Raw genomic sequence first — 11,810 nt, 5'->3', positions numbered from 1 at the left:
GACGGGATCAGGGCAGCGTCAGGACGATCTTGCCGACATCGTCCTTCCGCAGGAAGACCTCCTGCGCCGCGACCAGCGGAGCGATCTCCCCGCGCCCGATCCGGCCGGCGAGATCAGGGAAGACCTGCGGGCCGTGCACTGTGGTGCCGAAGAAACCGAGACCCTTCAGGTAGAGCGTCCGCATGTCCACCGTGACCAGCGGCCCGCCGATGGCGCAGGCGACGGCAGAACGGCCGCCGGGCCGCAGGATCCCGGGCAGGGCGGGGCAGTCCGGACCGGCGACCAGATCGACAACGGCATCCACGCTGTCCGGACCCAGCCCGGCCAGCAAGTCCGCCCCTCGGTCAAGCGTGCGTGCCGCGCCCAGATCGCGCAGCCGGGCGGCCTTGGCGCCGCCCGCTCCGGAAATGACCTCCGCGCCGCGGGCCCGCGCGAGCTGCACGGCCGCGGATCCGACGCCTCCCGGGGTGCCGGTGACCAGGACGACCTCTCCGGCCCCGATCCCGGCCCGCGCCAGCATCTTCTCCGCCGTCGCATGGGAGCAGGGGAAGGAGGCCCGCGCGATGTCGTCGAGCGGGCTCTCGATGCGGTGAGCATGCCGGGCGGCGACGCGGACATGCTGGGCGACGCCGCCGTCGCATTCCGAGCCGAGATGCCAGGGCCGGGCCAGCGCCTCGCCTCTGGCGTCGCGGAGGCAGGGCTCGACGAGCACCCGCTTGCCGATCCGCGCCCCTCGCCGACCGCGGCGATGCGGCCGCAGACATCCGCGCCCTGATGCGCGGGAATTCCAGGGATCGACCGGACCAGGTCGCGTCCGGGACCGCGGCGCCGGCCTTCGAGTGCCAGGCCAGCCGGGTGTTGATGTCGGTATTGTTCACCGCCGCCGCCGCGACGCGGATCACCACATTGCCGGGCACCGGCAGGCCGTCCCGCGAGTCCCGCCGGTCCGGGCAGCACAAGGCCGCACATCGTACCAGGCAACGTCATTCTGCAGACCTTCTGCGTGGTCCTGGATGATCCGGGGAGACCGGGGAGGGTCCGGCGCCAGGTTTCGCCGCCCCGCTGGACGTCGGCGCGCCGCATCCCGGATCCGCCCGCTGCGGAACAGGCGCCCGCGCCTTGCAGCAACAGGCGTGACCGCAAAGCGGAGCCTGCGGCAGAGCACATGCGATCCCCCCGGTCCGGGCATTCCAGTGTCAAGGAGGGGGGCCTGCATTGCCCGCCTGCGTGACGCCCGGAGGCTGAGCAGACAGGTCGTTCCGGGCGTCGCCATGACATCCGTCCGCAGGCGGCAGGTGCCCGGCACCTGCGTCCTGGCTTGCCACGAGTTACAACACCGTCAAGCCGCGCAGGGCCGGGTGCCGCGGCAAAGCCCGGGGCCTGACGCCCGGCCACCTGTCACCAGCCGGGCCGGTCGCCCAGCCGGTCGCCCAGGAAATCCATGAAGACCCGCGTCTTCGGCGTGAGCACGTTGGAGCGGGGATAGAACAGCCAGAGCACCGAGCGGTCGTTCAGGCGCCAGTCGGGAAGCACGCGGACCAGCCGGCCGGCCTCGATCTCCCGCGCGATGTTCCACAGCGAATTGATCGACAGCCCGGCGCCCGCGACCGTCGCTTCGCGCTGCGCGCCGCCGTCATCGAGGATCAGCTGGCAGACCATCCGGGAGGCGTCGAGCACCGCCGTCTCTCCGGCCGTGTTCACCAGCTCGCGCGGCTGCAGGCTGCTCCAGGCGATCATCCGGTGCCCGGCCAGATCCGAGGGCGTCCGCGGCGTGCCATGCGCCTCGAGATAGCCCGGCGCGGCGCACAGGACGCGGGTTTCATCCGAGAGCTTGCGTCCCTTGAGGCTGCTGTCAACCAGCGGCGCGCTGCGCAGCGCAAGGTCGAAACTGCCCTCGATCAGGTCGAAGCGGGAATCCGACAGCCGCAGGTCCAGCACCAGATCGGGATAGAGCGCATGGCATTCTGGCAGGAGCGGCATGATGTGGAGCTGCGCGAAGCTGCTCGGCGCGGCAAAGCGCAGGGTCCCTTTCGGCCCGGCGCCCGCCCCGCCGAGCACCGCCCGCGCCGCCTCGGCCTGGGCGAGGATCTCGCGCGCATAGGGCAGGAAATCCGACCCGTCGAGCGACAGCGACACCTTGCGCGTGGTGCGGCGCAGCAGCTCAACCCCGAGCTCGTTCTCGAGCCGGGCGAGCCGCGCGCTGGCAACGGCCGGGGCGAGGCCGAGCGCGCGCCCCGCCGCGCTGATATTCAGCCGCTCGGCGGCCAGGACGAAGAGGCGGATGCTGTCCGTGTCCACGCGATTATCTCGAAAAACCGGAAACAGAACTCCTGATTGCGGCGATTTTATGGATTTCCGCAAGTGCTATCTCCGATCCGAGACAGCAGCACGCCCGATGGAGGGGCACATGGACCTCGTCAACACCGACACGACCCGCATCCAGGCGCAGATCGCCGATGCCTTCCGCTTCCGCCATGCCACCAAGCTTTTCGATCCGCACAGGACAATCGCCGAGGAGGAATTCGCCACGATCCTCGAGGCCGCGCGCCTCTCGCCGACCTCCTTCGGCCACGAGCCGTTCCGGATCCTGATGATCCAGTCGCCGCAGAAGCGCGCGCTCTTCCGCGCCTTCTCCTGGGGCGCCAGCGGCCTGCGGAACGGGACCCCGGGCCAGCTGGGCACGGCCAGCCATTTCGGCATCATCCTGGCCGCGACATCGACGGCGATGGCGGCGGGCTCGGACTACCTGCAGGCGCATTACCGCGAGGTGAAGCAGCTGCCCGAGGAGGTGATCGAGATCATCAACGGCAGCTATGCCCGGTTCCAGGAGGCCGGCCACGCGATCCGCACGGACCGGGAGATTTCCGACTGGTCGGGCAAGCAGGCCTATATCGTGCTGGCCAACATGATGACGGCGGGTGCGCTGCTGGGCATCGACTCCTGCCCGATCGAGGGCTTCGACATGGCGCCCGCGACCGAGACCCTGGCGCGCGACTTCGGCGTCGACACGGACCGGTGGCGCCCGGCCGTCATGTTCGCCTTCGGCTACCGCGCGGCCGCCCCGGACGTCCCGAAGACCCGCCGCAGGATGGAGGATGTGGTCAGCTGGCACTGAGGCAAGGAAACGGGGGAGCGGACGCGCCCGGTCCTCCGGCCGGCCCAGGAGCCATGGCTGCCGGAGCACGTCCGCTCGTCCTGCGATCCGGCCGAGGGCAGCGCTCTGGCCGGCACCGGCCGCGCGGCCGGTGCCACGCGGTCGCAGCCCGCCAAGCGGAGGCCCGGCGCTCCGGAGGCTCTTCCCTTCGGCCGGACCTGGCGGACATAGCTGCCGGAGCACGTCCCCTCCTCCTGCGATCCGGCCGAGGGCAGCGCTTTGGGCGGGACCGGTCAGGCAGCCCGGAGCAGCGCGGTCGCGGCCTGGCCAACGGCGGACCGGGAGCTTTCTTCTACGGCCATGCCAAGACGTCATGGCTGCCGGAGCGCAGTCGGTCCGTCTGTGACCCGCCCGGGGAAGCACTCTGGCGGATAGCGGCCGGTGCTGCGCGGCCGCGGACTGCCCTCAGGCGGGCCTGGCGTCGGGGATCATCGTCCTGCGGCCGGGCCCAAAGAACATGGTCGCCGGAGCGCGTCCGGCCCGTCTGCGATCCGGTCCGGGGCAGCGCTCCGGCCGGGACCGGCCAGGCGGCTGGTTCTGCGCGGTTGCGGCCTGCCCTGCGGCAGGCCGGGGGAAGGGCGCGCGCCGCGTGAATGCTGTCCCGCCGGCACCGGCCTGCCGTCGGGATCCGTCCTAGGCGCGGTAGTCGCTGCCCAGCCCCTCGAGTGAGCGCAGATGCGCGTCCCATTCGAGCGCCAGATCGCCGTCCTCCTCCAGCATCTGCACGTACTGGCCATGGACATGCGCCGCGATCGCGTCCTCGACCAGCCTCAGCGGCCGCCCGGCGGAAAGCGCGGCGATCTGGATCTCGCAGGCGCGCTCCAGGTAGAACATGTTCGAGAACATCTCCGCCGCGCTGCGCCCCGTCGCGATCAGCCCGTGATTGCGCAGCACCATCACCGGGTGGCTGCCGAAATCCGCGACGATGCGCTCGCGCTCCTCCAGATCGAGCGCGATCCCCTCGAAGTCGTGATAGGCGGTGCGGTTGTGGAACTGCAGCGAGATCTGGTTGAGCGGCAGCAGCCCCTCTTCCAGGCAGGACACCGCCACGCCGGCGCGGGTATGGGTGTGCATGATCCAGGCGGCGTCGTGGCGGTGCATGTGGACCGCCGAATGGATGGTGAAGCCGGCCGGGTTGACGCGGTGCGGGCTGCCGTCGACCTTGTTGCCGTTCACGTCGATCTTGACCAGAGACGAGGCCGTGATCTCCTCCCAGCGCCAGCCATAGGGGTTGATCAGGAAATGCCCCTCCTCGCCGGGCACCCGCGCGGTGACATGGGTGTAGATCAGGTCGGTGAAGCGGTGCAGCGCCGCCAGCCGGTAGCAGGCGGCCAGCTCTTCGCGGGCCTTCCGCTCGGCCTCGGTCATGGCGATGTCCTTCATGCGATGTTCCTTTCCTTCGCTGCGGCGGCGCGCTGCCCGACGGCCCCACCGGCCCCCTCGGCGGGGATGTCCCGATGCGCCGCGGCAAGCCGTTCGGGTTCTCGTGCCACCTGCGGCGGCGGCGGGCAAGTCCGCCGTCCGGAAAGTCCGGCATGCGGCAGCCTGCCCGCCGCCGCCGCGACCGCCCGGACCCGGTGCAATGAAGGCCGGTTCCGTCCGCCGCATCTGCGCGGCCCGCGCGGGCCAGGCGCCGTCCCGTCCGCAGGGACGGGCAGGGAGCGCCGCGGCTCAAACCGGTTCGCACCCAACTGCGGAGGCGCTGCGGGCAGCGGCGCAAGGCACCGGCAAGGCGGAGGCGCCCCTGCCTGTAGGGCAGAGCAGGCCCCTGACGGGAGATTCCCTTCCCCGGGCACTTTTCTGGCACACGCGCGGGACCCGCCCGGACCACCGGCTTTTTCGCGGCTCTGGCCGCTTCCGGCCACCGCTTCTGCCCGCGGCGGGCATGGTCCGCACCCGCGCCCTTTGCCTCGGGAAGCCGGGATGTCCCGTTCCCCGCCGCCTTGGCGATCCGTCGGTGGCGCCATGGTCCCGCGGGCTCGCGGCAAGGGTCCGATGGCCTCCCCCGAGGCGGCGGTGCGGAACGCATTCCGTGCGCGCCGGTCTCGCGGGCTGTTCGGACCTGGGTCCGCGCCACCCGCCGCCCCGGCCCTGAGCGGGCTGCCGTGCTCCTGCCTCCTGCCATTCGCGCCAGAAGGGCGCCTTTGCGTGACAGCGATGCGGCGGAGGCGCATGCTGGCGGCGGGAAACGCGGCAAGAAGGAGACATATCGTGAAACTGTCACTCACTGTCCTTGCCCTCGCAGCCGCCGCCGGGATCCCCGCAGCGGCGCACCAGAAGGCCACCGGTGTCGTCAAGGAACGCATGGAACTGATGGAGCGCTTCGACGAGCTTGCCGACCGCATCTTCGCGATGATGCATGGCGAGCTGGCCTATGATCCGGCGGCAGTGCGGCGCGCCGCGGAGGAGATCTCGGAAGGCGCGGGCCCGCATCTGACATCGCTGTTCCCGGAGGGCTCCTCCGGCGCGCCAAGCGAGGCGAAGGCGGCGATCTGGAGGGATTTCTCCAGGTTCGAGAATGACGCCGCCGCGCTCGCCGACTGGTCGCGCGCGCTGGCGGCCCAGGCGGACCGCCGGCCCGAAGGCAGATTGCCGAAGGACTGGGAGGATGCCGTCATGGGCCCTGGGATGATGCGGGGCGGCGGCATGATGGGCAATGGCGGCCCGGTCTCCGCGGCCTGGCATGTGGCGGCGGTGTGCAATGCCTGCCACGCGGCCTTCCGGGAGGAGGACTGAGGACCGCGCCCCGGCGGGGATCAGGGCGGGGCGCAACCCTGGGCCATCCGCTGGGGCGGAGATGGCGGGGCCCCATGGGGGCGGGCGATGGACCGCCCGCCTTCCGGGCGACGCTCTGGACGCGCAGGGACGGGACCGCGTTCGTCCTGCTGACCGGCACGTGGGCGGACCCGGCCGGAGGGGCTGCGCGGGGAGCTCCCATCCAGGGCCCTGCGTGACGGGCTTGCGCGGCGGTTGCCGGCGCAGCCCGACGTTAGAGAGTTGCATGACGGTTCGCGGCGGTGCCCGGAGCAGATGCCCGCGCCCTCCCGCCATCGCCTCTCCGCGGCGACCGCACGGCACGCTGTGGCGGAGGCCCTGCATGCCTCGATGCACGGTCCTGCCATGGCTGGCGGCGTGCCGGTCAGTCCCGGACCGCGAGAATGCTCAGGACGAACCAGCGCGAGAAGGCGCGGACATGCGGCGGCGCCCCTTCGAGGAGGATCTCGCGCTTGCGCACCGCCGTCTCCAGCGGCAGGTGGCCCAGCCAGATCTGCGTCATCGTGCGGATATGGGCGGTCACGCAGAGCCCGGTCTCGTGGCCCGGATCGCGCAGGCAGATCTCCACCTCGGCGCCGCGGAAGAGCAGCCAGAACCGGCTCTTCGCGGCGGGGACGCCGAGGAAATGGAAGGCCACGGCGAAATGCCGGTCGCCGGGAATGCCGTCGCGGGTCACCCGGCGGCGGATATTCCACATCAGCAGGTCGGGATCGAGGTTCTCGTCCTTCGTCATGTCGTCGCGGCTATGCGCCTGCGCCCAGCGTCCCATGGCTTCGAGCACCGGAAAGAGCGCAAGGCCCGCTTCGGTCAGGCCATAGGTCTTCCCCGGGCCGCTGCCGGAGGCGGTGCAGGTCACGATGCCCGCGCTCTCGAGCTCCTTCAGCCGCTGCGACAGCAATGCGCTCGAGATCCGGGGCAGGCCGCGGCGCAGATCGGCATAGCGGGTGCTGCCGAAATAGAGCTCCCGCACGACCAGCGGCGTCCACCGGGTCGCCAGCAGTTCGGCGGCCCGCGCCACCGGGCAGAACTGGCCATATCCCTGACGCATGTTCATGGCGGGCAGCCTAGCTGCGGCGCCTTTCGCATTCAACTTCAGTTATTGAACTTGAGCGCGCCGTGTCCGCGCGCAGAATGGCGACGGGCGCTGCGGCGCATATGCCGGCAGGGGGAGTGCAGATCATGACAACCGATGCGGAATTCGATGCCTGGACCGCGGGGCAGAGCTATGACCGCTACATGGGCCGCTGGAGCGCGGCCGTGGCCGAGCGGTTCCTCGACTGGCTCGAACCGCCCGGGGGCGCCCGCTGGGTCGAGGCGGGATGCGGGACCGGGGCGCTGACCTCTGCCATTCTGCGGCGCTGTGCGCCTGCCTCGGTGCTTGCCACGGATGCCTCGGCAGAGTTCGCCGCCCATGCCCGTGCCGCCATCTCCGATCCGCGCGCGCGTTTCGCCACGGCCGACGCGGCGGATCTGCCCGCGGAGGATGGCAGCGCCGATATCGTCGCCTCCGGCCTCGTGCTGAACTTCCTGCCCGACCGCCTGGCCGGGCTGGCGGAGATGCGGCGGGTGCTGCGCCCGGGCGGGCTGCTGTCCTTCTATGCCTGGGACTATCCCGGCGGCGGGATCGGCTTCCTCGATGCCTTCTGGCAGGCGGCGGCCGCGCTCGATCCGGCGGCGGCGGCGCTCGACGAGGGGGCGCGGTTCCCGTTCTGCACGCGCGACGGGCTCGCGGCGCTGCTGGCGGAGGCGGGGATCGGCGCGCCCGCGATCGCGCCCATCGAGATCGTCACGGAATTCCCGGATTTCGAGGCGTTCTGGCAGCCCTTCACCCTGGGCGCGGGCCCGGCGCCGGGCTACTGCACGAGCTTGCCGCCGGACAGGCGCGAGGCGCTGAAAACGCGGCTGGCAGAGCGTCTGGGCGCCGGCCGCCCCGTCAGCTTCCGCGCGCGGGCCTGGGCGGTGAAGGCCCGGATGCCGACCTAGGCCCCGGACCGCGCGGGATAACCGGGGACGGGTCCCTTCCGGGCGCAGCGGTTGCTCCGCGGCGCCGACGGAAGAAGGGGCATCCCGCCACCGGAGCCCGCCCGGTTCCGGCAGCGCAAATATGGTCCGTGTCTTCCGGCAGGCCATTGCCGCAGGACGCGGACCGCCCGGGTCAGGCCATGACCGCGAGCGTGGCAAAGGCGGCCAGCAGGCCGAGGACCGGGCCGGCCACGGTGACCACGAAGATGTCGGCGTAGGCGCGGGCATGGCTGCTCTGGCAGATGGCGAGAAGCGCGATGACGGCCGCGCCATGGGGCGCGGTGTCGATGCAGCCCGATGCGAGCACCGCGATCCGGTGGAGGAGGTCGGGCGGCAGGGCGTCGGTGGCGCCGGGCGCCCCGGCCTGGAACCACAGCGCCAGGCCGCCCGAGGAGGAGCCGACGATGCCGGTATAGAGCGCGGTGGTCGCCGCCGAGGAGGCCAGCGCCGCGCCGGACAGGCCCGACACGATGGCGCCGCTCAGGCCGGTCGCGGCCGGCGTGGCCGCCAGCGTGGCTCCGAAGCCGAAGCCCGCCGCCGTGCCGAGCAGGGGCCCGACGGCGGCCGCCGCGCCGCGATCGAGGCTCAAGCGGAGGCAGTGTGCCCCGCCGATTGCGGCCGCGGCCGCGAGCCCGCATCCGAGCGCCAGCATGACCGCCCAGTAGGTCGGCCCCATCTGGCCCATCTGCCCCGGCACCCGCGCGGCAAAGAGCCAGGACAGGACCCAGCCCGCGGCGAGCGCCACGAGGAGCGGGGCGAGGGCCAGCGCGAAGGGGAGCCCGGGAGCCGCCGCCTCCTCCGCCCGCGGTTCGGGGGCCATCGGCGCCCGGGCGGCCCTGCGCACCAGCCACCAGCCGCCGAAGACCGCCATGACAAGCGCGGCTGCCAGCCCCGGCACGGGGGCGGCGAAGGCGGTCGTGCCCAGATGCGCGGAGGCGATGATGTTGTTCAGCGAGGGCGCGCCCGGGATCGCCGTCATGGTCATGGTGAAGGCCCCGAGGGCGATGGCCGCAGGCGCGAGCCCGGCGGGCAGGCGCTCGCGCTGGTAGATCGCGCGGGCCACCGGGAAGACCGAGAAGGCGATCACGAAGACGCCCACGCCGCCCATGGCCAGCAATCCGCAGACCCCGGCGACGACCAGCGGCGCGCAGCATCGCGGCACGCCGCGGGCGAGCCCGCCCGCCAGGCTGCCGGCGCAGCCGCTTTCCGCCAGCGCATGGCCGAAGACCGCGCTCATGACGAAGATCGGCAGGAATTTCGCCACGAAGGCCGCCGCAGGGACGGCAAAGGAGGTCTCGAAGAAGGGCACCGGCGGCGTGGCGCCATTGACGAGGGCGAGGAACCCCGCCAGGGCGGGCGCCGCCCAGAGCACGCTCGCGCCCCGCCAGAGGAGGCAGATGAAGGCGGCCAGGGCCAGGGAGGCGAAGATTCCGCTCTGCAGGGCCGGTTCGCGGAGAGCGCCGGGCGGCGCCCGGCCGACGGCCAGAAGGGCGATTGCCAGCGGCAGGAGCAGAACGAGGCCCGTCCGCCACGAGGGGAGGCGGAGCATGCCGGACAGGCCTCGTGCGCTCTTCGGCTCCGGAAGGCGGACCATGCCGGTCATGCCTCCCGGGCTCCGAAGACGCCTCGCGCTGGCGGCCGGAGCCGCGGGGATCTCGGGCGGGGGACCCGGCGCCGGCCCTCTGCGACCGCCGGATGCAGGGAGGCGCCGCCCGCCCAGGGGCCATCGCTGCGGGCTGACCTGTGGCCAGACAGGCCCCCGCCGGGGGCTTCGCCGGGAGGGGCATCCCGGGCTGCGATCGCCGGGCAGGCGGCGAAGCCGGGCGCGCCGGGGATGCCGCTGCCGGGCGGCCGGTGACGGAACGGGCCCGCGCTGGCAGTGCCGCGGGGACTGGCAGCGAAGGGCGCGGCGACCCGCGCCGGGCGTCCTGGCGCCCTGCAGAGCGCGGCGGCCATCCGGGGCGGGACCCGGGGACCGGCCGCGGCGGTCGCGCTGCAGGCGGGGAGCGCTGCGGGGCGGCAACGGCGCGTTCCGCCGTGGTGGCGACTGCCGGAGATGGGCGCGTGCGGCGGGCGTCGGCCCGCGAGACGGCGCCTGGAGCCGGCGGTCCGGGGGGACGGACGCGGCTTTGCGATCAATTGCATCTGTTCTCCGATTCAAGGGAATGTCCGGAGGGCGGCACGCCGCCTCCATGGGAAATTTCTGCCGTCGAACGTGTCTGCTGGATCGAAGGTAGCCGGTTTCCGGCCGGGTCTTTGTGGAGTCTTCGTGGAGTCTCCGCCCCGGTCGCGCCGCGCGGGACGTTCCCGCAGGGCGCCGGACATGCTAGAATCCGCGCATGCGGGAATGGATCTTCAAGCCCGGCGAGAACCGGCTGGAATGCGGTGCCGAGATCGCGCATCTGACCAGGAAGGCAGGGGCCGTCCTGGCGCTTCTCGCCGCCCGGCCGGGCGAGGTGGTCGGGCAGGACGAGATCCGAAGGACCGTCTGGGACGGGCTGCATGTCACGCCGGATCTGGTGCGCGAATATGTCAGCGACCTGCGCCAGGCCCTTGGCGACCGGGCGGCGCAGCCGCGCTATATCGAGACCGTGCGGGGCAAGGGCTACCGGCTTCTGGGCGGCGTCACCCTCGGGCGCTATCCCGAAACCGAGGCCGGGCCGACGCGGCGCGCGCGGATCGCGGTCCTGCGCCCGGACTGCCTGGAGGGCGGCGAGCGCTGGCAGCGTTTCGCCGAAGGGATGGCCGGCGAGCTGATTACCGATCTCGCGCGGTTCAGCGACCTCGCCGTCATCGCCCGCAGGTCGTCCTTCGCGGTCGGCAGGACCAGGGCGATCCCGGATATCGCCGAAGCGCTGAGATGCGAATACCTGCTCGAAAGCAGCCTCTCGGCCTGGAACGACCGGCTGCGGGCGCAGTTCCAGCTGATCGACGGGCGCTCCGGCCTGCATGAATGGGCCGAGACGATCGAGATGCCCCTCGGCGCGCTGCCGGACATGTCGAGCCGCATGGCGCTGGCGGTGGCCAATCTCCTCGGCGGGGCGAGCGGCGCGGTGATGCGCGCGGAACGGCGCTATGCCATGCGCAAGCCCGCGGCGGAGCTCGGGGCCTACGAACATTACGTGCTGGCCTGCCACCATGACCAGAGCTACGACCGGGCGTCGATGCGCCGGGGCCTGTCCCATGCCGAGCAGGCGATCTCGCTCGATCCGGCCTTTGCCCGCGCCCATCTCGTCAGGGCGTTTCTCTGCGACAAGGGCGAAAGCTTCTCCTCGGGCCAGGCGCGGGAGCGGTGGAGCGCCGAGATGTCCCGGTCGGTGGAGGCCGGGCTGCGCCTCGATCCGCGCGATCCGCTCATCCTCGCGATCGCGGCCCGGGTCTTCGCCGCTGCCGGGCGGACCGCCGAAGCCAGGGACGCGGCGGCGCGATCGGCCGACATGGCCGAGAACGAAGCCTGCGCGGCGCTGAATGCCGCTTCGGCGCTGACCCTGATCTCGGGCGACTACGCGCTGGCAGACACGCTCATCTCCGGGGCCTTCGATCTCTGCCCGGCGCCGCCCGGCTACTACGCTTTCGCGAAAGCCAGGAACCTGCTGTTCTCGGGCCGCGCGGAAGAGGCGGAGGCGGTCGCCAGGGCGGGGCCGGACTTCGAGTCCGCGCTCGTCATCTGCTGCCTGGCCCAGAGCCTGCAGGGCAGGCTCCCGGATGCGCGCCGGACCCGGGACGTCCTGCTGCGGCAGCATCCGCAGTTCTCCTTCGCTGCCTATTCCCGGTCCATGGGCATGATCTGCGAAGACACGCTGGCAACCTATCGCGAGGCCGTCGCCCGGCTGGACCATCCCCGCCGGTCCTGACCCCG

The 11,810-nt window shown here is 72.3% G+C and carries 9 protein-coding genes; 4 read left to right on the top strand and 5 right to left on the bottom strand.

Annotation, left to right across the window (positions count from 1 at the left end):
- Positions 1-7: 7 nt before the first annotated feature.
- Together FGX59_RS00285 and FGX59_RS00280 are read right to left on the bottom strand one after the other, a co-directional pair.
- Positions 8-712, bottom strand: a complete 705-nt coding sequence (locus FGX59_RS00285) for a zinc-binding dehydrogenase (RefSeq protein ID WP_240722190.1) — start codon at positions 710-712, stop codon at positions 8-10.
- 686 nt (positions 713-1,398) lie between these two features.
- Positions 1,399-2,298, bottom strand: a complete 900-nt coding sequence (locus FGX59_RS00280) for a LysR family transcriptional regulator (protein WP_138464267.1) — start codon at positions 2,296-2,298, stop codon at positions 1,399-1,401.
- 109 nt (positions 2,299-2,407) lie between these two features.
- Between FGX59_RS00280 and FGX59_RS00275 the strand changes: the two genes are divergently transcribed.
- The gene (locus FGX59_RS00275; RefSeq protein WP_138464266.1) at positions 2,408-3,115 is read left to right on the top strand and encodes an NAD(P)H-dependent oxidoreductase; all 708 of its coding nucleotides are present in this window, start codon (positions 2,408-2,410) and stop codon (positions 3,113-3,115) included.
- A gap of 672 nt (positions 3,116-3,787) precedes the next feature.
- On the opposite strand, the gene FGX59_RS00270 is transcribed toward FGX59_RS00275, so the two are convergent.
- Complete coding sequence (locus FGX59_RS00270) at positions 3,788-4,537, bottom strand: class II aldolase/adducin family protein (protein WP_138464265.1); 750 nt, start codon at positions 4,535-4,537, stop codon at positions 3,788-3,790.
- 828 nt (positions 4,538-5,365) lie between these two features.
- On the opposite strand from FGX59_RS00270, the gene FGX59_RS37360 reads away from it, so the two are divergent.
- Positions 5,366-5,890, top strand: a complete 525-nt coding sequence (locus FGX59_RS37360; protein WP_171060435.1) for a cytochrome c — start codon at positions 5,366-5,368, stop codon at positions 5,888-5,890.
- A gap of 403 nt (positions 5,891-6,293) precedes the next feature.
- Here the strand turns inward: FGX59_RS37360 and FGX59_RS00260 are convergent, their stop codons facing one another.
- On the bottom strand, positions 6,294-6,983 hold the full coding sequence (locus FGX59_RS00260; RefSeq protein ID WP_138464263.1) for a helix-turn-helix domain-containing protein: 690 nt from the start codon (positions 6,981-6,983) through the stop codon (positions 6,294-6,296).
- Between the two features lie 125 nt (positions 6,984-7,108).
- Here FGX59_RS00260 and FGX59_RS00255 point away from each other — a divergent pair, with 125 nt between their 5' ends.
- Positions 7,109-7,912 (top strand): class I SAM-dependent methyltransferase, encoded by an 804-nt coding sequence (locus tag FGX59_RS00255; protein WP_138464262.1) that lies wholly within the window; start codon positions 7,109-7,111, stop codon positions 7,910-7,912.
- A gap of 172 nt (positions 7,913-8,084) precedes the next feature.
- Here FGX59_RS00255 and FGX59_RS00250 read toward each other — a convergent pair whose 3' ends face one another.
- Positions 8,085-9,500: a GntP family permease gene (locus FGX59_RS00250; RefSeq protein WP_138464261.1), complete on the bottom strand. Its 1,416-nt coding sequence runs from the start codon at positions 9,498-9,500 to the stop codon at positions 8,085-8,087.
- Positions 9,501-10,290: 790 nt separating this feature from the next.
- Here FGX59_RS00250 and FGX59_RS00245 point away from each other — a divergent pair.
- Positions 10,291-11,805, top strand: coding sequence for a winged helix-turn-helix domain-containing protein (locus FGX59_RS00245; protein WP_138464260.1), 1,515 nt, complete (start codon positions 10,291-10,293; stop codon positions 11,803-11,805).
- Positions 11,806-11,810: the final 5 nt, after the last annotated feature.

The organism is Poseidonocella sp. HB161398, assembly GCF_005870025.1.
Taxonomy (GTDB): domain Bacteria; phylum Pseudomonadota; class Alphaproteobacteria; order Rhodobacterales; family Rhodobacteraceae; genus Mangrovicoccus.
Note: the sequence above shows the minus strand (reverse complement) of the source record. Positions and strands in the feature narration are given on the sequence as shown.

Excerpts from the sequence above, each read along its gene's own strand:
- FGX59_RS00275 (WP_138464266.1), top strand. The coding sequence starts at position 2,408 with ATGGACCTCGTCAACACCGACACGACCCGCATCCAGGCGCAGATCGCC.
- FGX59_RS00270 (WP_138464265.1), bottom strand. The coding sequence starts at position 4,537 with ATGAAGGACATCGCCATGACCGAGGCCGAGCGGAAGGCCCGCGAAGAG.
- FGX59_RS00260 (WP_138464263.1), bottom strand. The coding sequence starts at position 6,983 with ATGAACATGCGTCAGGGATATGGCCAGTTCTGCCCGGTGGCGCGGGCC.
- FGX59_RS00255 (WP_138464262.1), top strand. The coding sequence starts at position 7,109 with ATGACAACCGATGCGGAATTCGATGCCTGGACCGCGGGGCAGAGCTAT.
- FGX59_RS00250 (WP_138464261.1), bottom strand. The coding sequence starts at position 9,500 with ATGCTCCGCCTCCCCTCGTGGCGGACGGGCCTCGTTCTGCTCCTGCCG.
- FGX59_RS00245 (WP_138464260.1), top strand. The coding sequence starts at position 10,291 with ATGCGGGAATGGATCTTCAAGCCCGGCGAGAACCGGCTGGAATGCGGT.